Source organism: Mycobacterium sp. M26 (assembly GCF_001494595.1).
Lineage (GTDB): Bacteria > Actinomycetota > Actinomycetes > Mycobacteriales > Mycobacteriaceae > Mycobacterium.
The window spans coordinates 78,310-99,818 of the sequence record NZ_LN929907.1; the positions used below are offsets into that span (position 1 = coordinate 78,310).

The following is a 21,509-nucleotide window of genomic DNA, read 5'->3' on the forward strand; positions in this document are numbered from 1 at the left end:
ACATCGGATCCGTGTCGGGCCGCCGCGCCGGGCTCCGCATAAACTGCGTCCGATGCCCAGGCCGACGATGACTCTCCGGGGGCGCACCGCGCTTGCCGCCGGTGCCGCCGCGCGCTGGGCCTCCCGGGTCACCGGCCGCGGGGCGGGCGCCATGATCGGCGGTCTGGTGGCGATGACGCTGGACAAGTCGATCCTGGGCCAGCTGGGCACCGGGCGGCGCAGCGTGGTGATCACCGGCACCAACGGCAAGTCCACCACCACCCGGATGACGGCGGCGGCGCTGGGCACGCTGGGACCGGTCGCGACCAATGCCGAGGGCGCCAACATGGACGCCGGGCTGATCGCGGCGCTGGCCGGTGCCCCCGACGCGGCGCTGGCCGCCCTCGAAGTCGACGAGATGCACGTGCCGCACGTCTCCGACGCCGTGCACCCGTCGGTGATCGTGCTGCTGAACCTCTCGCGCGACCAGCTCGACCGCGTGGGTGAGATCAACCACATCGAGCGCACCCTGCGCGCGGGGCTGGCCCGTCACCCCGACGCCGTCGTCATCGCCAACTGTGACGACGTGCTGATGACGTCGGCCGCCTACGACTGCCCGAACGTGGTGTGGGTGGCCGCGGGTGCCGGCTGGGCCAACGACTCGGTGAGCTGTCCGCGCAGCGGCGAGGTGATCGTGCGCGACGGCGCGCACTGGTACTCGACTGGCACGGATTTCAAGCGACCGTCGCCGCAGTGGTGGTTCGACGAGGTGAACATCCACGGGCCCAACGGCCTGGAGCTGCCGATGCGGCTATCGCTGCCGGGGCGGGTGAACCGGGGCAATGCCACGCAGGCGGTCGCCGCGGCGGTAGCACTGGGTGCCGACCCGGCCGCTGCGGTCGCCGCGGTATCGACGGTCGACGAGGTCGCCGGGCGCTACCAGACCGTGCCGATGGGCGAGCACACCGCGCGAATCCTGTTGGCCAAGAACCCCGCCGGCTGGCAGGAAGCGCTGTCGATGGTCGACACCACCGCTGAAGGTGTGGTGATCTCGGTCAACGGGCAGGTGCCTGACGGGGAGGACCTGTCCTGGCTATGGGACGTCAACTTCGAGCATTTCGAGGGAGTGCCGGTGGTGGCCGCCGGCGAACGGGGTACCGACCTAGCGGTGCGGCTGGGGTATGCCGGAGTGCCGCATACGTTGGTGCACAACACCATTGATGCGATCACGTCCTGCCCCAAGGGGCATGTCGAGGTGGTGGCGAACTACACGGCGTTCCTGCAGCTGACGCGGACGTTGGGAAGGATGCGTTCCTGATGAGCGCGGTCCAGATCGGGCTGGTGCTGCCCGACGTCATGGGCACCTACGGTGACGGCGGCAATGCGGTGGTGCTGCGGCAGCGGTTGCGGTTGCGCGGTATTGACGCCGAGATCGTCGAGATCACGCTGGCCGATCCGGTGCCGGACTCGCTGGATTTGTACACCCTCGGTGGTGCGGAGGATTACGCGCAGCGGCTGGCCACCAAACACCTTCTGACGCATCAGGGTTTGCAGCGGGCGGTGTCGCGGGGGGCGCCGGTGCTGGCGATCTGCGCGGCGATCCAGGTGCTGGGGCACTGGTATGAGACGTCGGCCGGTGAGCGGGTCGAGGGGGTGGGACTGCTCGATGTGACGACCTCGCCGCAGCCGGCCCGCACGATCGGCGAAGTGGTGTCCAATCCGGTGATCGAAGGCTTGTCGCAGCCGCTGACCGGTTTCGAGAATCACCGCGGCGGAACGGTTTTGGGGCCCGATGCGCGGCCGCTGGCCGCAGTGGTCAAGGGTGCGGGGAACCGCGACGGCGACGGATATGACGGGGCGGTGCAGGGCAGCGTCGTCGCGACGTATCTGCACGGGCCGTGCCTGGCGCGCAATCCTGAGCTGGCCGACCTGCTGCTGTCGCGGGTGGTCGGGCCGCTGGCGCCGCTGGACCTGCCCGAGGTGGACGAGCTTCGCCGTGAACGACTGGCCGCCCCCCGCCGCATGTGATCTCTTTCGCCGAAACCAACGTTACGCAGCGAAAGTGCGAGTAGATCGCGCCATTTCGTCGATCTCGGCACCGCCGCGACGTACGTAAGCCTCGCGAGCCCGCAACAAGATCTCGGCCGGACGGTCTTCGGCGATCACCCGGATCACCTCCCAGCCGCGTCTCTCGACCATGGGGAGGCGCCGAAGGTCCTTGACGTACTGGCGGCGGTCACTGCGATGCTGGTCTCCGTCGTACTCGAATGCGAGCTTGATGTCGCGGTAACCCATGTCGAGATAGGCCACCGGCACGCCGCCCTCCAACACCGGGATCTGCGTCTCAGGTACCGGTAGTCCACCGTCGATCAACAGCAGCCGGAGCCAACTTTCCTTCGGTGACGCCGCCCCAGGATCAATCAGCGGCAACAGCTCCCTGAGCTGACGGACACCCCGGACCGGTCCGTAGCGGCGCATGATCTGCTCGACATCAGCCGCGGTGAATGGGGCGGCACGCATGAGCGCATCCAACCGCGCCAGGGCCTCCGGTCGCTTTTGGTACCGGCCGAGCTCAAATGCCGTTCGCGACGGCGTGGTCACCGGCACCCCGTTCCGTTCGGTGACTTCGTCGTCGGCCAGCCGATCCATGCGGATGACCATGCCGGCCTGCCGGCGTCGCTCCTCTACCAGAACTTCGATGGGCTCGTCGTCGCGTATCCACAGTGCGCCGTGCAGTGCCGATGCGGCTGCACCGGCGATGACACCAGTGCGGTCGGTGGCCAGCCACGCGCCCAATGCCCGGTCCCCCAGGGTTGGATCCGCGTACTTCGGCACATAGACGCCGCGGAAGAGCTGCCGGTACCAGCGGCGCAGATCGTGGCGAGACAGCCCATCGCCCAGTGCTTCCCTGCCCAGAAATACTTCAGTCATGGCGGCATCGTCGTCCACGGGTCCGACAGTCCGCCGAGATCGACGAAATGGCGCGATCTACTCGCACTTCTGCGCCCGTTTGTCGGTTTCGGCGCAAAGGGGCTAGACCGGCTAGACCATGGCGCGGCGGCCGGCCAGGGCACGGCCCAGCGTCAGCTCGTCGGCGAACTCCAGGTCACCGCCCATCGGCAGACCCGAAGCAATCCGCGTGACGGTCAGCCCCGGGATGTCGCGCAGGATCCGCACCAAATACGTTGCGGTGGCTTCACCTTCGGTGTTCGGGTCGGTCGCGATGATCACCTCGGTGATGTCCACCCCGTCGACTCGCTCACCAATTCTGTTGAGCAGCTGACGAATTCGCAGCTGATCCGGCCCGATCCCAGACAGCGGATCCAGCGCGCCGCCGAGCACGTGATAACGCCCGCGGAACTCCCGCGTGCGCTCGACGGCCTGCACATCCTTGGGCTCCTCGACCACGCACACCTGCGTACCGTCGCGGCGGGCGTCACTGCAGATCCGGCAGCGCTCCGCATCGGACACGTTGCCGCAGACCTCACAGAACTGCACGCCGTCGCGCACCCGCGCCAGCACCGCGGTCAGCCGGTCGATATCCGGCGGCTCCACCGACAGCAGGTGGAATGCGATCCGCTGGGCACTCTTGGGCCCGATACCCGGCAGCTTGCCAAGCTCGTCGATCAGATCCTGGACGGGGCCTTCGAACACGCGTCAGACCTGCGGGATCCCGGGCGTACCCAGGCCACCGGCACCCGGGATACCGGGCGGCGTCTGGTTGGCCAGCGGCCCCAGATGGGTCTGGGCCAGGATCGTGAACTGCCGCGACGCGTCGGCGATCGCGCCGACGACCAGGTCCTGCAGCGTCTCGACATCCTCGGGGTCGACGACCTTCGGGTCGATCCGCACGCCGACCACCTGCCCGCTGCCCTTCATGGTCACCTGCACCAGGCCGCCGCCGGCTTGCCCGTGCACCTCGGAGGCGGCCAGCTTCTCCTGGGCCTCCATCAGCTTCTGCTGCAGCTCCTGAGCCTGCGCCAGCGCGGCCTGCAGGCCCGGCATGAGCTGATCGCGCACCTGCTCGGCCTTCTCACGCAAGCCCTCGAGGTTGGGCACTTCACCGGGCTGCATGACAGTCTCCTTGCGTCTTGGTCTCGACTTGGTTTCGCCTGGGGATTCCGGCGCTCACCGACTTCAAGCCTAGACGCCGAAGAGTTACGGTGACGCGCGTGCTTATGTCCGCTCCAAGGCGTGTCGCCACCGCTGCATGCGCCAGCCTGTTGATCGCGGCATACCCTCTGGCGACCCCGATCACCCATGCCGCGCCCGCCAACATCGCGGGCATGATCGTCTTCCTCGACCCCGGCCATAACGGCGCCAACGACGCGTCGCTGACCAAGCAGGTCCCCACCGGCCGCGGCGGCACCAAGGACTGCCAGACCAGCGGCACCAGCACCGACGACGGCTTCCCCGAACACACCTTCAACTGGGACACGGTGCTGCTCATCCGGCAGGCGCTGACCCAGTTGGGGGTGCGCACCGCCATGTCGCGCGGTAACGACGACCAGGTCGGCCCCTGCGTCGATGAGCGCGCCGCCATGGCCAACTCGTTCGCCCCCAACGCGATCGTGTCCATCCACGCCGACGGCGGCCCGGCCAACGGCCGCGGTTTTCACGTCAACTACTCCAGCCCGCCGCTGAACCAGGCGCAGGCCGGACCCTCGGTGCAGTTCGCCCGCGTCATGCGCGACACCCTGGCCGCCTCGGGTCTGACGCCGGCGACCTACATCGGCTCGAACGGCCTCTACCCGCGCGCCGACCTGGCGGGCCTCAACCTGGCCCAATACCCGTCGATCCTGGTGGAGCTGGGCAACATGAAGAACCCGGCCGACTCGGCGCTGATGGAAAGCCCGGAAGGCCGGCAGAAGTACGCGGCCGCCGTGGTGCAGGGCATCGCGGCCTTCCTGGCCACCCAGCCGGCGCGAACGAGCTAAGCGTTTTCGACGGTCTTCTTGAGGTTGGCCAGCACCTCGTCCTGAATCCGACGCAGGCCCAGCGGCGCGAACGTCTTCTCGAAGAAGCCCTTCACGCCACCCGCACCGGTCCAGGTGGTCTTGACGGTGACACTGCAGCCCGGCCCGGCCGGGGCGACGGTCCAATTGGTCACCAGCGAGGAATTGGCGTCCTTCTCGATGACGGTATGGCCCGCGACGTCGACGTTGGCCTGCACCTCACGCACCCGCGACTTCGTGGCCTGCAGCTTCCACTTGGCCACGGTGCCCTGACCCTGGCCACCCTGCAGCACCTGATAGTCGCTGTACTGCGACGACAGGATCTTCGGGCGAACGCCCTGATAGTCCGCGATCGCGTCGAGAACGGTGGCGGGTTCGGCGTCGATCAGGATCGTGCTGGCGGCGCTGACCTGTCCCATCAGGCAAAACTCCTCTGGTGGCGGGGGTGACCCGGTGTGATGATTGCGCCGAGCGGTCGCATCGGCTGGGGCTGGCGACTAGCGTAGTCGTGTGTCTGTTGACGCGGCACTGACAGCTCACCGGCGGGGAGTGGAGCGACTCCTCGCCAGCTACCGCGCAATCCCCCCGTCGGCCTCGGTGCGGCTGGCCAAACCGACGTCCAACCTGTTCCGGGCCCGCGCCAAGCGCACGGCCCCGGGCCTGGACACCTCCGGACTGACCGGCGTGATCGCAGTCGATGCACAGAACAAGACCGCCGACGTGGCCGGCATGTGCACCTACGAGGACCTCGTCGCGGCGACGCTTCCTTACGGTCTGTCGCCGCTGGTGGTTCCCCAGCTCAAGACCATCACGCTCGGCGGCGCGGTGACCGGGCTCGGTATCGAGTCCGCGTCGTTCCGCAACGGCCTGCCGCACGAGTCGGTGCTGGAGATGGACATCCTCACCGGATCCGGCGATGTGATCACCGCCAGCCGTGACGAACATGCCGACCTCTTTCGCGCGTTCCCGAATTCCTATGGCACCCTTGGCTATTCGGTTCGTCTGCGCATCGAGCTGGAGACCGTCAAACCGTTCGTCACGCTCAAGCACCTGAGGTTCCACACGCTGGCCGAGCTGGTGGCGGCGATGGACCGGATCATCGACACCGGTGGCTACGACGGCCAGCCGGTGGACTATCTCGACGGCGTGGTGTTCAGCGCCGGCGAAAGCTACTTGTGCCTGGGCATGCAGACCACCACACCCGGGCCGGTCAGCGACTACACCGGCCAGGACATCTACTACCGGTCCATCCAACACGCCGATGGGGTTAAGGACGACCGGCTGACCATCCACGACTACCTATGGCGCTGGGACACCGACTGGTTCTGGTGCTCAAGGGCTTTCGGCGCACAGGACCCGAAGCTGCGCCGGCTGTGGCCGCGGCGGTACCGGCGCAGCAGCTTCTACTGGAAGCTGATCGGCTACGACCAGAAGTTCAACATCGCCGACCGGATCGAAGCGCGGCACGGACGCCCGCCGCGCGAACGGGTGGTGCAGGACGTCGAGGTGCCGATCGAAGGCACCGAGGAATTCGTGTCCTGGTTCCTGGACAACGTTCCCATCGAACCGATCTGGTTGTGCCCGCTGCGCCTTCGCGATCCCGACGGCTGGCCGCTGTACCCGCTGCGCGCCGAGCACACCTACGTCAACATCGGGTTCTGGTCCTCGGTGCCGGTCGGGCCGGAAGAGGGCTATACCAATCGACTCATCGAGCAGAAAATCAGTGACCTGAACGGCCACAAGTCGTTGTACTCCGATTCTTTCTACGGCCGCGAGGAGTTTGACGACCTCTACGGCGGAGAAATCTATAAGACCGTCAAGAAGATCTACGACCCCGATTCGCGTCTGCTGGACCTGTACGCAAAGGCGGTGCAACGACAATGACAACGTTTCGCGAGAACCCGGCTGAAGCAGCGGGCAAGCTCAGTCTGGCCGAGATCCTGGAGATGTTCGCCGCCGGCGGTGAGCTGCCGCTGAAGTTCAGCGCATACGACGGCAGCAGCGCCGGACCGAAGGACGCCGAACTGGGCCTGGACCTGCTGACCCCGCGCGGCACCACCTATCTGGCCACCGCCCCGGGCGATCTGGGTCTGGCGCGCGCCTATGTGGCGGGCGATCTGGCGACCCAGGGCGTGCATCCCGGCGACCCCTACGAGCTGCTCAAGGCACTGGCTCAGAAGCTGGACTTCAAGCGGCCGCCAGCCCGCGTGCTGGTCGACATTGTGCGGTCGATCGGTCTCGAGCGCCTCAAGCCGATCGCCCCGCCGCCGCAGGAGGCGCTGCCGCGCTGGCGGCGCATCGCCGAGGGGTTGCGGCACAGCAAGAAGCGCGACGCCGACGCCATCCACCACCACTACGACGTGTCGAACACCTTCTACGAGTGGGTGCTCGGGCCGTCGATGACCTACACCTGCGCCTGCTATCCGCACGGCGAGGCGACGCTGGAAGAGGCCCAGGAGAACAAGTACCGCCTGGTCTTCGAGAAGCTCAACCTCAAGCCCGGTGACCGGCTGCTCGACGTGGGCTGCGGCTGGGGCAGCATGGTGCGCCACGCCGCACGCAACGGGGTCAAGGCCATCGGCGTGACGTTGTCCCGCGAGCAGGCGGCATGGGCGCAGAAGGCGATCGCCGACGAGGGCCTGGCCGATCTGGCCGAGGTGCGGCACATGGATTACCGCGACGTGCTGGAGAGCGGGTTCGACGCGGTGTCCTCGATCGGGCTCACCGAGCACATCGGGGTGGCCAACTATCCGGCGTACTTCGGCTTCCTGAAGTCCAAGCTGCGCACCGGCGGCCTGCTGCTCAACCACTGCATCACCCGGCCGGACAACAGAACCGGCCCGAGCGCGGGCGGGTTCATCGACCGCTATGTGTTCCCCGACGGGGAGCTCACCGGGTCCGGGCGCATCATCACCGAAGTGCAGGACGTGGGACTCGAGGTCATCCACGAGGAGAACCTGCGCCACCACTATGCGCTGACGTTGCGGGACTGGTGCCGCAACCTCGTCGAGCACTGGGATGAGGCGGTCGCCGAGGTGGGCCTGCCCACCGCCAAGGTGTGGGGTCTCTACATGGCCGGCTCACGGCTGGGCTTCGAGACCAATGTGGTTCAGCTGCACCAGGTTCTGGCGGTCAAGCTCGACTCCAAGGGCAGTGACGGCGGACTGCCGCTGCGCCCGTGGTGGAACGCCTAGCCCGACAGGGTCCAGCACCCGCATCGGGTCGCTGCCGTCCCAGTCGGCGGCGGCCTGACGCACCATGTCGTGCAGGAATCCGTACTCGTTGTCCCGGCCGAGTTCGGAGATCTCGAAGACGCAGCCATCCGTACCGGCGGCGTTGAAGTACGCGAATCGAGCCGACCCGGCGATCCGCCCGGCGCAATCGGGTTCGGCACCGGCCTGCCGCAGCCGGGCCAACTCGTCGTCGTAATCGGTTGCCCACGCGGATAAGTGGTGCAGCCCAGCGCCCTTGGCCTGCCGGAAGTTGAGGTACGGCGATGCCGCGTCGTTGTGCTGCTGGATCAGTTCGATCTGCAGCTCACCCAGATTCCCCAGCGCGATGCTGATATCCGGTGCGCTCGACTGGCCCAGATAGCTGAACTCGTCGAGCGGCAGATGGCGCAGCACGAAGAACGGTCCGGCACCGGTGACGCTCACCCACCGATGCACCGCCTCGTCGAGATCGTCGACTACATAACCGTTTTGGCGAACCGCACCGAACATGTCAGGCGAGTTCCAGCGCCGGCAGCGGACGCAGCAGTGGCAACAGCTTCTCGCGGGCCTCGGCCAGCGTGATGAACTCCGACTCGTCGACCTCCACAAGCTCGTTGCCCGCGGCATGCTCGTAGACGTGCTCACCGATCATCCGGCCGCTGCTGTCGTAGGGCCAGATCATCGCGATGTGCTGACGCAGGATGTAGAGCTTGTCCGGGTCGGCGCCGAACTCCTCGGGGATCTGATCACCGCGGCGGTAGTGGTTGAAGATGGCCTCGGAGGCGAACCCCCAGTCGGCGACGGCCAGCTTCTCGTCCTCGACGACCATCACGGTGGCGTCCTGGTCTTCGAGCATCGAGTAGAAGCCGAGCACCTGCTCCCTGCCGGTGAGCGTCATGCTGGTCCCGCCGACGTTGATCAGGTACTCCGGCTCGTCGACCGACATCTCCGGGCTGAAGATCTCCAGCTTGTTGCCGGTGATCTCCATGATCGCGTGGCGGCGGTAGTTCTCGATGATGCGCCGGTGCAGCGGGTTGTCCAGGGTCGCCAGGAACGCCTCGATATTGCGGGTCTGGGTGGTGATGTCGAGTTTGGCCATGAGACGCCCTTCGTGTGTCAGATCACATTTTGACTTAGTGTCATGAAAAATCGACGCTATGTCAATTACTGATCGTTTCGGCGCTACAGTGAGCACATGACCCCGCGCACCGCCACGCCCGACTCGCTGGCCGGGGACCGGCGCACCGCGAGCAAGGGCGAGCGCCAGCGCCGGGCCATCCTGGACACCCTGGCCCGCCTGGTCGCCGACCGGCCCATCGGCGAACTCACCGTCGGGGAGATCACCGCCGAGGCCGGGGTGACGCGGTCAGGCTTCTACTTCTATTTCGACTCCAAGTACTCCGCGCTGGCGGTGATCACCACCGAGATCTGGTCGGAGCTCATGGACCGGGCCGAGTCGTTCGTCCGGTTCGACCGCGAGACGCCTGCGGAGTTCCTGGACCGCTGCGCCACCATCGTCGTCGGCGTCTGGCACGCGCACGCGGCGGTGCTGATCGCCTCGATTCAGGCCATCCCACTGGACGATCAGATCGCCTCACTGTGGCGGGAGTGGAACGCGCGGCTGTCGCAGATCCTGGCTCGGCAGGTGCGCAAGGATCAGGACGCCGGTATCGCCAAGCCGGCCAGCGCGGACGTCGAAGGTCTGGTGTTCAGCCTGCACGAGATGACCCAGCACATGTTCTATCTGGACCGCCTCGGCGACTGCGACGCCGAGCAGACCCGCCGCACCACCGATGCTCTCGGTGCGATCTGGCTGCGTTCGGTGTGGGGCATTACGCCGGATGAGGCGCGGTGAGGTCATCGACCGGTCTACGGGTACGCCCCGTCGACGTCTCGATCGACAGACCCTCGCGCACCCAGTACTCGTAGCCGCCGATGAGTTCCCGCACCCGCGAGTAGCCGAGTTCGGTCAGCGTCAGGGCCGCCCGCGTCGAGCCGTTGCAGCCCGGCCCCCAGCAATAGACGACGATGTCCGCGTTGAGGTTTGGCAGTTCCGCACCGGCCCGGGACGGCAATTGCGGGCCCGGGATGTGCAGAGCCCCGGGGATCCGGCCCTGCTCCCAGGCGATCTCCGATCGGGTGTCGACGACCACCGGCGGCGTCTCGGATCGGCGCGCGGCGACCAAATCGGCAGGGTCGATCTCGAATGCGAGCTTGGCGGCGAAGAACTCCCGGGCAGCACTGGTCATACCCACCATCGAACCGGGCTTCGACCCCTGACGGAACGGACGATCAACGCCAAGCCTGCACAAAAGCCGCCGAATCAATGGCACTATGCGCGATATGCCGAACAATCGACGGACCGAACTCGACCGGACCGACGAGCTCATCCTCGACACCTTGCAATCCGATGGCCGGATCAGCACCGCCGATCTGGCTCGCACGGTCGCCCTGTCCCCTAGTTCGGCTGCCGACCGGGTGCGCCGGTTGGTCGACGCCGGCATCATCACCGGATACACCGCCACCGTGGATGCCGAAGCCCTCGGGTATTCGATCACAGCGTTCGTTCGGCTGGCCTTTCCCTCGGGGAACTACAAACCGGTGCACGACCTGCTCGCCGTACTTCCCGAAGTCATTGAGGCTCATCACGTCACCGGCAACGACTGCTTCATCATGAAGGTGCTGGCGCGGTCGATGACCGACCTCGAACGCATCACGGGCAAGCTCGCCACGCTGGGCAGCATCACCACCAGCGTGGTGTACTCCAGCCCGCTGCCGGGCCGTCCGATATCGCCGGCGTGACCGGCTGATCACACCGGATTCGGTGCGCCCTGATCCCCGCAGCGGTTCTTGATGTCCAGCAGCGGCTGCCGAATTCCGGTGATATCGGCCTTCACCGCAGGGTTGGCTGCCATGTAGGTCTTCACCCGGGCCAGCACCTGGGCGCGCGGCAGACCACCCAGGCTGGTGAAGAAGGCATTCACGTCGGGATGGGTGAACAGGTAGGCCGCCGTCGCGGCCTGCACACCGGTCCGCACCCCTTCGAGGTCGGCGGCGGTGCAGTTGGGCGGTGCATCCGGGTTGGGATCGGCTGCCGCAGAGGGACTCTGGATGACAAAGGCGGCCGTCATCGCTGCGCAGGCAGCCAGCATCGCCGCCAGCCGGCGACTGTCGATGATCATGCACCGACGGTAATGGGCGAGATCCGTTGTCGCTGAGCGGCACAGGAAAGACACAGCGCACGACGAGATCGTTCACAGCCCGTCAGCCGTCGATCCGGCGCGCTCCCAGTTCGGTTTGCAGCAGTTCCAGCGCCACTTCTTCGGGATCGCGGCGCGGGGCGGCGGCGTCCTCGTCGCGGTTCACTTCGGCGATCATGCTGTCTTCTTCGGCACGCTGCGCCTCGACCGGGTCGGGGGCGGGCTCCGGTGGCAACGGTTCGGCAGGCGCGACGGGCCCGGCGGCGCCGACCTCACAACGCACCCGCCAGTCCACCCCGAGGGCGTCCTTGAGCGCATCGCGGATCACGTCAGCGTTGCGCTGTTCACTCAATCGCTTTGCCAGCGGGGCGGATTCATGGGCGAGCACCAGAGTGTCGCCGTCGACCGCGCGCACCACGGCACCGGCCAGCATCACCTCCGTGGTGCGGCTGCGCTGGCGGACCTTCTCGCGGACGGTGGACCACATGCTGCGAACCGCGGCTGCGCCCGGCTCACCGGCGTGCGCCGCCGGCGCGGGTGCGGGCGGCGCAGCGGGTGCGGGTGTCGGAGCCGCTGGCTCAGGCGGCGGCGCAACAGGTTCCGGCTTGGCCACGGGTGCAGGCGGCGCAACGGGTTCAGGTTTGGCCACCGGCTCAGGCTTGGCCACCGGTTCGGGCGTGGCGACCGGCTCGGGGCGCGGTGCGGGCTCCGGAGCGGGGCGGCGGGGGCCGGGGCGGCCGGCTGGGCCTGCGTCTTGCGGACATACTGTTTGGCCGGGGCGGACGTCTGCGAGGTCAGCGCGGCCTCACCGGCCGGAATCGAGATATCCATCCGGGTCTCGATACGTTCGATCCGTTGCAGCAGAGCCGATTCGGTGTCACTGGCCGAGGGCAGCAGCAGCCGCGCGCACACCACTTCCAGCAGCAGCCGAGGGGCGGTGGCACCACGCATCTCGCCCAGCCCGGCGTGCACCACCTCGGCGTAACGGGCCAGGGTGGCCGGTCCGAGGCGGGCGGCCTGGTCCCGCATCCGCTCCAGCACATCGTCGGGGGCATCCACCACACCACGAGCCGCGGCGTCCGGAACTGCTTGCAGCACAATAAGATCACGGAAGCGTTCCAGCAGATCGATGGCGAACCGGCGCGGGTCGTGCCCGGCGTCGATCACCGACTCGACCGCGCCGAACAGTGCCGCGGCGTCACCGGCGGCCAACGCATCCACCGCGTCGTCGATCAGCGCCACGTCGGTGGCACCCAGCAGGCCCAGCGCCCGCTGGTAGTGCACCCGGTTGTCCTGGGCACCGGCCAGCAGCTGATCGAGCACCGACAGGGTGTCGCGGGGCGAGCCGCCACCGGCGCGGATCACCAGCGGGAACACCGCGTCGTCGACCTCGACGTCTTCAGAGGACAGGATGCGTTCGATCAGCGAGCGCATGGTGCGCGGTGCCAGCAACCGGAACGGGTAGTGGTGGGTGCGTGACCGGATGGTCGGCAGCACCTTCTCCGGTTCGGTGGTGGCGAACACGAAGATCAGATGCTCCGGCGGCTCCTCGACGATCTTCAGCAGCGCATTGAAGCCCGCGGTGGTGACCATATGCGCTTCGTCGACGATGAAGATGCGGTAGCGCGACTGCGCCGGTGCGTAGAACGCGCGGTCGCGCAGTTCACGAGTGTCGTCCACACCGCCGTGGCTGGCCGCGTCGAGTTCGACCACGTCCACCGAGCCCGGACCGTTGGGCGCCAGCGCGACACACGAGTCGCACACCCCGCACGGCGTGGGTGTGGGTCCCTGCTCGCAGTTCAGCGAGCGGGCCAGGATTCGCGCCGAGGAGGTCTTGCCGCACCCGCGCGGGCCGGAGAACAGATAGGCGTGGTTGATGCGGCCGGCCGACAGCGCCGTCGACAGCGGTTCGGTGACGTGCTCCTGCCCCACCACCTCGGCGAACGTCGCCGGCCGATACTTGCGGTAGAGCGCCACGGAAGAAGGCTACCTAGACCGACCGACTTCGCCGCGACGGAGGCTCCGCCCGCGCACCCTCACCGCACGACCCGCAGCGTCTGCAGCGTCCGGTCGGCGGCGTAGGCCACCCGCACGCCGTCGGCGCGCGCCTTCCCGAGGGCCTCCAGCACCCCGTCGGTGATCTGCTCACCGGGGGCCAGGACCGGTATCCCGGGCGGGTAAGGCGCGACGAGTTCGACGCTGACGCGTCCCACGGCATCCCTGCAGTCGACGGTCTCGGTCGGAGCGAAGAACGCCTCCCGCGGGGGCATCGCCGTGACCGGGGTGATCTGGTAGGCCGCACCGGCGACGACGGGCCGGGGTGTGCCCCGGTGGCGCTGCACCGACCGGACGATCGTCTCGACCAGGCGACCGACGCTGGCGTGGGTGTCGGCCAGGGACACCTGCGCGACGATCATGTCCCGCTCGGCGGCCTCGACCGGCAGCCCCGACGCCAGCAGATCGTTCTCGACCGCGATCCCGTCGGCGCCGGTCCCGGACAGCACCAGTGTCAGCTTCAGCGGATCCACGCCGGCACCGTCGAGGACGACGAGACCCTCCACCTCGGACAGTTCGGCGCGCGCAGCGCGCACGGCGGCAAGCGCCTCGGCCAGCAGTGCGGTCCCGTCACGTTCCAGCAGGGCGCGGGCCGCATCGATGCTGGCCAGGATCGCCCCGGCGGGGCTGGTGGTGTGCGTCGCCTCCACCCCGGCATCCAGGGCCGCCGGGTCGATGCGCGCGCCGCGGGCCAGCAGCATGGCCGCCTGGCTCCACGCCGGCAGGGTCTTGTGCGCGCTGACCACCATGGCGTCGGCGCCCAGCTGAAGCGCGTGGCGCGGCAGGTCGGGGTGGAATCCGAAATGCGCTGCCCACGCCGCGTCGACGATCAGCGGCACATCATGGGCATGCGCCGCTGCAGCGAGCCCGCGGATGTCACCGATGGTGCCGACGTAGGACGGATCGCCGACGAACACCGCCCGGGCTCCCGGATTCCGTCCCAGCGCGTCGGCGACCGACTCGGGCCGGACCCCGAGCGGCAGACCGGTCGCGGTGTCGATCTCGGGAAACACCCACACCGGGGTGAACCCGGCCAGCACCAGACCCAGCAGCATCGACCGGTGCAGGGTCCGGCTGATGACGACCGAACTGCCAGCGGATGTTCCGCCGGCCGCCACGCCCAGCGCCAGCGATTGATTGACGTGGGTGGCCCCGCCGACCGAGAAACGGCAGACCTCGGCACCCCACAACCGCGCGGCGAGCCCTTCGGCCTGCGCCAGCACACCCCGGCTCAGCTTCATCGTGTCCAGGCCCGCGTACAGCGGGACGTCCCCGGCGACGACGTCGCCGACGAGGTCGGTCCGTTGCTTATGCCCCGGGATGGTGAACGGTGTCGGAGGGTCCTCGCTGAAACGCAGCCACGCATCCAAAAGCGGTGCGCTCGAACGCAACCCGCGAGGATCCGTCGGCATGACGGCTCAGTGCAGCAGCGACTCGGTGGCCGCCAGCAACGCGCAGGTGGCCAGGCCGTCGATCGCGTCCCGCAGATCGGACTCCGGGGGGAACGTGGGCGCGATCCGAATGTTCTTGTCGTCCGGGTCTTTTCGGTACGGGAACGATGCGCCCGCCTCGGTGACCGCGATACCGGCGTCCTTGGCCAGCGCGACCGTGCGCTTGGCCGTTCCCGGCAGCACGTCCAGGCTGATGAAGTAGCCGCCCTTGGGCTCGGTCCAGGAGGCGATCTTGGAGTCCGACAGCCGCTGGTCGAGGATCTCCAGCGCCAGCGCGAACTTCGGCGCGATCAGCTGCTGGTGGCGCAGCATGTGCAGCCGCACCCCGTCGGCGTCCTTGAAGAACCGCAAGTGCCGCAGCTGGTTGACCTTGTCCGGACCGATCGACTTCTTGCCGGCATGCTGCAGATACCAGGCGATGTTGCCCAGCGAGCCACCGAAGAAGCTCACCCCGGCGCCGGCGAAGGTGATCTTCGACGTCGAGGCGAACACGAACGGCCGGTTCGGGTGGCCGGACTTCTCGGCCAGGCCGAGGATGTCGACCTGCCGCGGGAAGTCCAGCGTCAGCGTGTGCACGGCGTAGGCGTTATCCCAGAACAACCGGAAATCCGGTGCCGCCGTCTGCATCTGGACCAGCCGGCGGGTGGACTCCCAGGAGTACGTGGTACCGGTCGGGTTGGAGAACACCGGCACGCACCACATGCCCTTGATCGCCGGGTCGGCGGCGACGAGTTCCTCGATGAGGTCGACGTCCGGGCCGTCCTCGAGCATGGGCACGTTGATCATCTCGATGCCGTAGGTCTCGGTGATCGCGAAGTGGCGGTCGTAGCCCGGCGACGGGCACAGGAACTTCACCACCGGTTCGGCGATCCACGGCCGCGGTGAGTCCACGCCGCCGTGCAGCAGCGAGAAGACGACGGCGTCGTGCATCATCTCCAGGCTCGCGTTGTTGCCGGCGATGAGATTGGGCACCGGGATGCCGAGCAGCTCGCCGAAGATGGCGCGCAGTGCGGGCAGGCCGTGTAGACCGCCGTAGTTGCGGGTGTCGGTGCCCTCGTCATCGCGGTAGTCGCTGGCGCCGGGCAGGCTCAGCAGGCCGTTGGACAGGTCCAGCTGGTCGGCCGCCGGCTTGCCCCGGGTGAGGTCCAGGGCCAGCTTCTTGGCCTGCAGATCGGCGTAGTTCTGCCGCTGGATGTCGTGCTGGGCGGAGAGCTCGTCACGGCTCAGGGAGTGGAACGACACCATGCGCCTTTCGACCGTCAACGCCGTGATCACCGGGGTGGGGAGGTACCCGACAAATAGGGGACCCCGCGCACCCGCCAGAGCCCATTGACCCTTGCTGCCTTCCGGCCCTGGGGGAGTTCACAGGATAGACGCCGCGCGGGGTCCACGGCGAGTCTAATACCCTTGCCGACCCGGGCTGTCAGGCAGCCGGATCCGAGCGCCTTGCGAGTCGGCTACCATTGCCGACGGAGGATTCGCCTAGTGGCCTATGGCGCTCGCCTGGAACGCGGGTTGGGTTAACAGCCCTCAGGGGTTCAAATCCCCTATCCTCCGCACCTGATCCGAGGTGCGATCAGGGGGTACTCCACCACCTGGTCGCATCTCGGATTCACAGCATTAGGAGGCGTATGGGTCGCTGGACCGCGACGGCACTGCATCTGGCGGTGTGGCTGGTCGGGGGCGTCCTGTATTTCCTGTTCGTCCTGCCTCGCTGGTGGGAATTGATGGGCCAGACCTCGCACACCCTCGGCACGGTGCTGCGCATCGTGACCGGTCTGCTATTCGCGCTGGCGGCCCTGCCGGTGCTGCTGACCCTGCAGCGCACCCGGAAGCCCGCGCTGGGCACCCCGGCGCTGGCGCTGCGGCTGCGGTTCTGGTCGCTGATTCTGCATCTGAGCGCCGGCGTGCTGATCATCGGCGCGGCGGTGGCCGAGATCTGGCTCAGCCTGGACTCCGCGGGACCGTGGCTGTTCGGGGTGTACGGCGCTGCCGCGGCGGTGGCCATCCTGGCGCTGGGGGCGTTCTATCTGGCGTTTGTCGCCGACCAGGCGCCCAAGCCGCCGAAACCGCCCAAGGAAAAGAAGGCCAAGCGCAAGCGCGGCAAGGCAGCCGACGAGGCCGAGTCCGACGCCGACGAGGCCGAGGCCGAATCTGAGGACGACGCCGAGGTCGAGTCCACCGAGGAGCCGGCCGAATCCGCCGAGGAACCCGCGTCGCCTGCCGAGCCGGAGACGACGGACGACGAGACCCCTGCCGAGGTCACTGCCGCCGCCGAGCCGGAAACCGAAGCCGAGCCCGAAGCCGAGCCGGAGTCCCAGCCCGAGCCTGAACCCGAAGCCGAAGCGGGCGCCCTGCGCAACAAGCGGCCCACCGGCAAGACGCGGCACCGGCTGCGTCGCAGCAGCCGCGGCACCGTCGCACTCGACGAGTAGTCCACCGTCGCCGAGATCGACGAAGTGGCGCGATCTTCTCGACCTTCTGCACCCGTTCGTTGGTTTGGGCGGCAGGCGGAGGACCTATGCTGAGCGAGTGCACAACATCGCCCCGTATCGGGTCGTCCAGTGGACGACCGGCAATGTCGGAAAAAGCTCGGTAGCGGCCATCGCGGCCAACCCCACGCTCGAACTCGTCGGCTGTTACGCCTGGTCACCGGACAAGGCGGGCCGCGATGTGGGCGAACTGGTCGGCATCGAACCGCTCGGCGTCACCGCGACCAACGACATCGACGCCCTGCTGGCGCTCAAGCCCGACTGCGTGGTCTACAACCCGATGTGGAACGACGTCGACGAGCTGGTCCGGATCCTGTCGGCGGGGGTCAACGTGGTCGCCTCGGCGTCCTTCATCACCGGTCACAATCTCGGCGCGGACCGCGCCCGCCTGCTCGAGGCCTGTACGGCCGGCGGGTCGACGCTCTTCGGCTCGGGCGTCAGCCCCGGTTTCGCCGAGCTGCTGGCGATCGTGGCCACCACGGCCTGCGACCGCGTCGACAAGGTCACCATCGCCGAGTCCGCGGACACCACCCTCTACGACTCGCCGGATACCGAACGGCCGTGCGGGTTCGGCATGCCCATCGATGATCCGGCACTACCCGGGATGGCCGCGCAGGGCACGGCGGTCTTCGCCGAGGCCGTCCAGCTGGTGGCCGACTCCCTCGGCGTGGACCTCGACGAGATCGTCTGCGAGGCGCAGTACGCCCAGACCACCGAGGATCTCGTGATGGCGTCCTGGACCATCCCCGCCGGGCATGTGGCCGGGGTGTATGCCAGTTGGCAGGGGCGGATCGGCGGCACCACCGTCATCGATCTGAACGTCCGGTGGCGCAAGGGGCAGACCCTGGATCCGGACTGGCAGCTGGATGGAGACGGCTGGAAGATCACCATCGATGGCCGGCCGACGGTCACCATGAACATCGGTTTCCTGCCGCCCCCGGACCTGATCGAGAACGCCAAGACCATCGAGGATTTCTTCGTCCTCGGCCACATCATGACGGCGATGCCGCCGATCCACGCGATCCCGGCCGTGGTCGCGGCCGCTCCGGGTATCGCGACCTACAACGACCTACCGCTGCCCAATGCGCGCGGTGTCACGCCCGCGGGCCGGCGGGCCTAGAGGCAGAGGCTTCCGCTGACGTACCCGAACGGTCCGGTGGCGTTGACGCATGCCTGCGGCGGTCCGTAGATGACCGGGCCGTAGTACGGCCCACGCCACTGGCCGGGTCCGTCGTTGTCCTCCCAGCCCCAGTCACCGTGCCCATGACCGTGACCCGGGTCGGCGGAGGCGATCGCCGTGCCGAAGCCCAGTCCGGCCAGGCCGAGCGCCATCGAGAACGCCGCTGTGGCGGCAACCTTCGTCAGTGTCATCGTGCTCATCCCTTGCGATATCAACAGTCCCGACCCTGTGCGCACTTGTACAGCACCACCGATGCTAGACGAATTCCCGCCTGCGCCAACGTGTTCGGAACCACACCACCCGCATGAGAGTTTGCCGATTATTCAGCGGCACCGACTAGGTCGGGAGAACCTCCGTGGTGATCGTCGCCGGGGTGGGAACCGTCAGGTTGATGTTGGAGATGTTGATCACGCCGTAGGACGTCAGGCTCCAGTAGGCCGTGGTCGAACTGGTGATCTGCAGCGTCAGGTTGTCGACGTTCGGGTTGTCGACGGTGTAGACGATGTTCTCCATATCGACTGTGGCCGTGTGGGTTTGGCCGTCCATGGTCACCGCGACCGGGGTGATCAGGTTGCCGACGACCAGGCCCGTGGCGTTGTCGACGAGCTGGGCGTAGACGAACCGGTTGGTGCCGATGCCCTGGTAGTCGAAACTCAGCGTGGGCGAACCGACGATCTGCTGCAGCCCGGTGGTGTCCACCTGGACGTTGATCGCGTTGCTGGCCTTGGACGCCAACCCCAGCGAGTACGGCAGCGTGGCCTGGTACGGGCTGCCCGGCACACCCGAACCCGGGCCGGAGCCGCCAATGAACGGCACGATGCCCAGCACCCCGCCGTCGGCGTCGGTGAGCACCTGCTGCGGGGTCCCGAAGAACGGGCTACCGGACACCGGCAGATCATCGGACTTGTACCAGACCCCGTTCTGATCGGTGTACTGGAAGTTCGGGATCGCCGTGCCGGGCTGGATGTTCTTCAACTCCTCGTTGAGGAAGGTGAGGGTGTTGTCGATGTTCGGGTTGGGCGATGTCGGCCCGGTCAGGCAGACGCCGTGCCCGCCGCAGTACCAGACCATCTTCACGTCGGTATTGCCGTTGTTCAGAATGGTTTCGGCGTTGTCGATCGCCTGCTGAATGGTGAACAGCACGTCGACGGTGCCCGACATCAGCAGCACCGGGATCTTCAGGTTGTTCAGCAGCGAGGTCGGTCCGCTGCTGCTCAGCACCGCTTGGGCGGTTTCACTGAGCCGGCCGATCAGGTCACCGGAGAGCACGCCCAGGTAGATCTGGTTGTTGATCCGCGAGCCGGTGGTGATCAGCGAGAGCAGCAGCAGCGAGCCGTAGGCGGTCTTGAACGCCTCGTCGGGGTACAGCGAGTTGTTCAGCGAGTTCCATGCGATGCCGGGCGCGATCGCATCGATCCGCGGATCGGTGGCCGCGCTGGTCAGCTGGATGCCGCCGCCGTAAGAGCCGCCGACCATCCCGACCACCGGGTCGCCCTCCACGTCGAGCTTCGAGGCCGACAGCGAGGCCACCCAGCTCACGATCGCCGAGACGTCACGGCCCTCGAAGAACGGGTTGTCCAGCTGCAGGATGCCGCCGGAGGCGAACTCGCCGCGCGGATCCCAGGTGACCACGTTGTAGCCCTCATCGCGCAGTAGGGACACACCCGGGGTCAGACCGGAGATGCCGTAGAGCTGGTAGGGATCGGTCTGGCCCGCGCTGGCCAGGCCCGGCCCGTCGAGCACCGTCTCCTGCTTGTCCCCGGCGGCCAGACCCGTCGCGGGGAACCAGTTGACGCTGATCAGGGTGCCGTCGAACGACGGCATCTTGTAGGTGTAGGCCACCGGATCGGTCGCCGGCAGCACCGTGTTGGAGTTGAACGTCGCGAAGCTGGCGTAGCCGATGACCGGTGCGAGCAGATCACCGAGGATCGGGGTCTGGTGCAGCAGGTTGATGATCGGGGTGGCCAGTGAGCCGAGGATCGGGATGTTGCCCAGGAACTGGTCGAAGGCGGTGCTCTGGGCCACCATGATGGTGAACTTCTCGTTGGTGGCGCCGGTCAGCACCGACTGATTCGGCAGGTAGCTGAAGTTGCCCTTGATGTAGAGCGGATCGGTGGTGGCCGAGAAGGTCACCTTGCCGCCCTTATCCGGCGCGCTGATCAGCGTGTAGACCAGCGTGCTGCCCGAGGAGTCGGTGGTGTAGCTGTCGCCGACGATGATGCCGTTGCTGATGGTCAGCGTCGGGGTGACGACGATCGGGTTGCTCCCGATCGTCAGCGACGCCGTGGTCTGCGCGGCGGCGTTGGTGGTGCTCAGCGTGCTGGCCGCCTCGCGCCGGGTGAAGGCCGCCAGCGCCAGCGCCAGCGGGTTGTCGACGGGCAGCGTCGGGCCTCCGTTGGCCAGCGGATCGAACAGATCGTGCAGGGCAGTGGTCAGCACTGCGGAGATCGACGTGGTCGGGGCCACGACGACCGGCGCCGCGGGGTTCACCGAACCGACCGTCGAACTCGAACCGGCCACCGACTCGGTGTTGGACACCGTCGAAGAGCCGGTGCTGGCCGCAGCGCCGGTGGCGGTCGACGCGGCCGGTGCGGCGGTGCTGTCCGCGGAGTCCGAGGAGTTCGATACCGACGGGGTACTCAGTGTGATGGTGCTGCGGGTGTGCTTGGAGCTGCTCTGCGCACCGCCGCTGCTGCTGACTTTCCCGGTGTCCGAGGTGGCGGAGCGACGCGAGCCGCCGGTGGCCTTGGCATGCGAGCCCGACGAGCCGCCGTCGCTGGCGCTGCTGTTGTCAGAGCCGGACGTGGCCGCCGATCCGGTCGACTCGTCGGCCCAGGCCACACCGCATCCTGACGACAACAAAGCGGCGCCGACACCGAGCGCGACCGCCAATCCGCCGACCCGACCCACAAACCGCGAAGCACCCATGTTTCTTCTTCCTCCTGAGGACTGGCGACCGCCACCTCAGCGGAGATTAGCCCCACT

21 protein-coding genes, 1 tRNA gene, 1 other RNA gene and 1 pseudogene are annotated in these 21,509 nt (G+C 67.7%); 10 read left to right on the forward strand and 14 right to left on the reverse strand.

Going from position 1 to position 21,509, the window contains the following annotated elements:
- Positions 1–67: 67 nt before the first annotated feature.
- On the forward strand, positions 68–1,297 hold the full coding sequence (locus BN3385_RS00450) for a Mur ligase family protein (RefSeq protein WP_059014057.1): 1,230 nt from the start codon (positions 68–70) through the stop codon (positions 1,295–1,297).
- Entirely contained in the window at positions 1,297–2,007 is a 711-nt protein-coding gene (locus BN3385_RS00455) for a type 1 glutamine amidotransferase (protein WP_059014059.1), read from the forward strand. The genes BN3385_RS00450 and BN3385_RS00455 overlap by 1 nt, the downstream gene beginning before the upstream one ends.
- A 21-nt stretch (positions 2,008–2,028) precedes the next feature.
- Here BN3385_RS00455 and BN3385_RS00460 read toward each other — a convergent pair whose 3' ends face one another.
- The 3 genes from BN3385_RS00460 to BN3385_RS00470 form a co-directional block, all read right to left on the reverse strand.
- On the reverse strand, positions 2,029–2,910 hold the full coding sequence (locus BN3385_RS00460) for a type IV toxin-antitoxin system AbiEi family antitoxin (RefSeq protein WP_059016248.1): 882 nt from the start codon (positions 2,908–2,910) through the stop codon (positions 2,029–2,031).
- Between the two features lie 111 nt (positions 2,911–3,021).
- On the reverse strand, positions 3,022–3,633 hold the full coding sequence (recR, locus tag BN3385_RS00465) for a recombination mediator RecR (RefSeq protein WP_059014061.1): 612 nt from the start codon (positions 3,631–3,633) through the stop codon (positions 3,022–3,024).
- Positions 3,634–3,636: 3 nt separating this feature from the next.
- A complete protein-coding gene (locus tag BN3385_RS00470; protein ID WP_059016249.1) occupies positions 3,637–3,984 on the reverse strand; it encodes a YbaB/EbfC family nucleoid-associated protein in 348 nt (115 codons plus the stop codon).
- Positions 3,985–4,157: 173 nt separating this feature from the next.
- On the opposite strand from BN3385_RS00470, the gene BN3385_RS00475 reads away from it, so the two are divergent.
- Complete coding sequence (locus BN3385_RS00475; protein ID WP_059014063.1) at positions 4,158–4,916, forward strand: Rv3717 family N-acetylmuramoyl-L-alanine amidase; 759 nt, start codon at positions 4,158–4,160, stop codon at positions 4,914–4,916.
- Here BN3385_RS00475 and BN3385_RS00480 read toward each other — a convergent pair.
- A complete protein-coding gene (locus BN3385_RS00480) occupies positions 4,913–5,353 on the reverse strand; it encodes an SRPBCC family protein (RefSeq protein WP_059014067.1) in 441 nt (146 codons plus the stop codon). The two genes, BN3385_RS00475 and BN3385_RS00480, sit on opposite strands and share 4 nt — an antisense overlap.
- Before the next feature lie 91 nt (positions 5,354–5,444).
- Here BN3385_RS00480 and BN3385_RS00485 point away from each other — a divergent pair, with 91 nt between their 5' ends.
- Together BN3385_RS00485 and BN3385_RS00490 are read left to right on the forward strand one after the other, a co-directional pair.
- Positions 5,445–6,818, forward strand: a complete 1,374-nt coding sequence (locus BN3385_RS00485) for an FAD-binding oxidoreductase (protein WP_059014068.1) — start codon at positions 5,445–5,447, stop codon at positions 6,816–6,818.
- Positions 6,815–8,128 carry a class I SAM-dependent methyltransferase gene (locus tag BN3385_RS00490; RefSeq protein WP_059014069.1) on the forward strand — a complete coding sequence of 438 codons (1,314 nt, stop codon included), beginning with the start codon at positions 6,815–6,817 and terminating at the stop codon, positions 8,126–8,128. Before BN3385_RS00485 ends, BN3385_RS00490 begins: the two co-directional genes overlap by 4 nt.
- Here the strand turns inward: BN3385_RS00490 and BN3385_RS27395 are convergent.
- Both BN3385_RS27395 and BN3385_RS00495 read right to left on the reverse strand, forming a co-directional pair.
- A complete protein-coding gene (locus tag BN3385_RS27395; protein ID WP_197415100.1) occupies positions 8,015–8,656 on the reverse strand; it encodes a VOC family protein in 642 nt (213 codons plus the stop codon). The two genes, BN3385_RS00490 and BN3385_RS27395, sit on opposite strands and share 114 nt — an antisense overlap.
- A 1-nt stretch (position 8,657) precedes the next feature.
- Positions 8,658–9,245, reverse strand: a complete 588-nt coding sequence (locus BN3385_RS00495) for a hypothetical protein (protein WP_059014070.1) — start codon at positions 9,243–9,245, stop codon at positions 8,658–8,660.
- Between the two features lie 96 nt (positions 9,246–9,341).
- On the opposite strand from BN3385_RS00495, the gene BN3385_RS00500 reads away from it, so the two are divergent.
- Entirely contained in the window at positions 9,342–10,001 is a 660-nt protein-coding gene (locus BN3385_RS00500; RefSeq protein ID WP_059014072.1) for a TetR/AcrR family transcriptional regulator, read from the forward strand.
- Here the strand turns inward: BN3385_RS00500 and BN3385_RS00505 are convergent.
- Positions 9,979–10,395 (reverse strand): rhodanese-like domain-containing protein, encoded by a 417-nt coding sequence (locus BN3385_RS00505; RefSeq protein ID WP_059016250.1) that lies wholly within the window; start codon positions 10,393–10,395, stop codon positions 9,979–9,981. The two genes, BN3385_RS00500 and BN3385_RS00505, sit on opposite strands and share 23 nt — an antisense overlap.
- A gap of 94 nt (positions 10,396–10,489) precedes the next feature.
- Between BN3385_RS00505 and BN3385_RS00510 the strand changes: the two genes are divergently transcribed.
- Entirely contained in the window at positions 10,490–10,948 is a 459-nt protein-coding gene (locus BN3385_RS00510) for an Lrp/AsnC family transcriptional regulator (RefSeq protein WP_059014074.1), read from the forward strand.
- Between the two features lie 8 nt (positions 10,949–10,956).
- Here BN3385_RS00510 and BN3385_RS00515 read toward each other — a convergent pair whose 3' ends face one another.
- From BN3385_RS00515 to ffs, 5 genes and pseudogenes are all read right to left on the reverse strand, one after another.
- A complete protein-coding gene (locus BN3385_RS00515; protein WP_059014076.1) occupies positions 10,957–11,328 on the reverse strand; it encodes a heme-binding protein in 372 nt (123 codons plus the stop codon).
- Between the two features lie 82 nt (positions 11,329–11,410).
- Positions 11,411–13,323, reverse strand: a pseudogene (locus tag BN3385_RS00520) (DNA polymerase III subunits gamma/tau).
- 59 nt (positions 13,324–13,382) lie between these two features.
- A complete protein-coding gene (locus tag BN3385_RS00525) occupies positions 13,383–14,813 on the reverse strand; it encodes an aminotransferase class I/II-fold pyridoxal phosphate-dependent enzyme (RefSeq protein ID WP_059014078.1) in 1,431 nt (476 codons plus the stop codon).
- Positions 14,814–14,819: 6 nt separating this feature from the next.
- Positions 14,820–16,094 carry an aspartate aminotransferase type Ic gene (locus BN3385_RS00530; RefSeq protein ID WP_059016251.1) on the reverse strand — a complete coding sequence of 425 codons (1,275 nt, stop codon included), beginning with the start codon at positions 16,092–16,094 and terminating at the stop codon, positions 14,820–14,822.
- 55 nt (positions 16,095–16,149) lie between these two features.
- Positions 16,150–16,244, reverse strand: an RNA gene (ffs, locus tag BN3385_RS27400) — signal recognition particle sRNA small type.
- 79 nt (positions 16,245–16,323) lie between these two features.
- Between ffs and BN3385_RS00535 the strand changes: the two genes are divergently transcribed.
- The 3 genes from BN3385_RS00535 to BN3385_RS00545 all read left to right on the forward strand — a co-directional run bounded on the left by BN3385_RS00535 (position 16,324) and on the right by BN3385_RS00545 (position 18,464).
- Positions 16,324–16,409 (forward strand) — tRNA-Ser (locus BN3385_RS00535).
- Between the two features lie 74 nt (positions 16,410–16,483).
- Positions 16,484–17,287, forward strand: coding sequence for a lipid uptake coordinator LucA (gene lucA / locus BN3385_RS00540; RefSeq protein ID WP_059014080.1), 804 nt, complete (start codon positions 16,484–16,486; stop codon positions 17,285–17,287).
- Between the two features lie 97 nt (positions 17,288–17,384).
- Positions 17,385–18,464 carry an NAD(P)H-dependent amine dehydrogenase family protein gene (locus BN3385_RS00545; protein WP_059014081.1) on the forward strand — a complete coding sequence of 360 codons (1,080 nt, stop codon included), beginning with the start codon at positions 17,385–17,387 and terminating at the stop codon, positions 18,462–18,464.
- On the opposite strand, the gene BN3385_RS00550 is transcribed toward BN3385_RS00545, so the two are convergent.
- Complete coding sequence (locus BN3385_RS00550; protein ID WP_156432468.1) at positions 18,461–18,715, reverse strand: hypothetical protein; 255 nt, start codon at positions 18,713–18,715, stop codon at positions 18,461–18,463. The two genes, BN3385_RS00545 and BN3385_RS00550, sit on opposite strands and share 4 nt — an antisense overlap.
- A gap of 145 nt (positions 18,716–18,860) precedes the next feature.
- Positions 18,861–21,452, reverse strand: coding sequence for a CocE/NonD family hydrolase (locus BN3385_RS00555; protein ID WP_059014089.1), 2,592 nt, complete (start codon positions 21,450–21,452; stop codon positions 18,861–18,863).
- Between the last annotated feature and the right edge of the window lie 57 nt (positions 21,453–21,509).

Bases quoted from the DNA above. Each gene is read 5' to 3' on its own strand.
- BN3385_RS00450 (WP_059014057.1), top strand. From the start codon at position 68: ATGACTCTCCGGGGGCGCACCGCGCTTGCCGCCGGTGCCGCCGCGCGC.
- BN3385_RS00455 (WP_059014059.1), top strand. From the start codon at position 1,297: ATGAGCGCGGTCCAGATCGGGCTGGTGCTGCCCGACGTCATGGGCACC.
- BN3385_RS00460 (WP_059016248.1), bottom strand. From the start codon at position 2,910: ATGACTGAAGTATTTCTGGGCAGGGAAGCACTGGGCGATGGGCTGTCT.
- BN3385_RS00470 (WP_059016249.1), bottom strand. From the start codon at position 3,984: ATGCCGGGCCTGCAGGCCGCGCTGGCGCAGGCTCAGGAGCTGCAGCAG.
- BN3385_RS00475 (WP_059014063.1), top strand. From the start codon at position 4,158: ATGTCCGCTCCAAGGCGTGTCGCCACCGCTGCATGCGCCAGCCTGTTG.
- BN3385_RS00480 (WP_059014067.1), bottom strand. From the start codon at position 5,353: ATGGGACAGGTCAGCGCCGCCAGCACGATCCTGATCGACGCCGAACCC.
- BN3385_RS00490 (WP_059014069.1), top strand. From the start codon at position 6,815: ATGACAACGTTTCGCGAGAACCCGGCTGAAGCAGCGGGCAAGCTCAGT.
- BN3385_RS27395 (WP_197415100.1), bottom strand. From the start codon at position 8,656: ATGTTCGGTGCGGTTCGCCAAAACGGTTATGTAGTCGACGATCTCGAC.
- BN3385_RS00495 (WP_059014070.1), bottom strand. From the start codon at position 9,245: ATGGCCAAACTCGACATCACCACCCAGACCCGCAATATCGAGGCGTTC.
- BN3385_RS00500 (WP_059014072.1), top strand. From the start codon at position 9,342: ATGACCCCGCGCACCGCCACGCCCGACTCGCTGGCCGGGGACCGGCGC.
- BN3385_RS00505 (WP_059016250.1), bottom strand. From the start codon at position 10,395: ATGACCAGTGCTGCCCGGGAGTTCTTCGCCGCCAAGCTCGCATTCGAG.
- BN3385_RS00510 (WP_059014074.1), top strand. From the start codon at position 10,490: ATGCCGAACAATCGACGGACCGAACTCGACCGGACCGACGAGCTCATC.
- BN3385_RS00515 (WP_059014076.1), bottom strand. From the start codon at position 11,328: ATGATCATCGACAGTCGCCGGCTGGCGGCGATGCTGGCTGCCTGCGCA.
- BN3385_RS00525 (WP_059014078.1), bottom strand. From the start codon at position 14,813: ATGCCGACGGATCCTCGCGGGTTGCGTTCGAGCGCACCGCTTTTGGAT.
- lucA (WP_059014080.1), top strand. From the start codon at position 16,484: ATGGGTCGCTGGACCGCGACGGCACTGCATCTGGCGGTGTGGCTGGTC.
- BN3385_RS00550 (WP_156432468.1), bottom strand. From the start codon at position 18,715: ATGACACTGACGAAGGTTGCCGCCACAGCGGCGTTCTCGATGGCGCTC.
- BN3385_RS00555 (WP_059014089.1), bottom strand. From the start codon at position 21,452: ATGGGTGCTTCGCGGTTTGTGGGTCGGGTCGGCGGATTGGCGGTCGCG.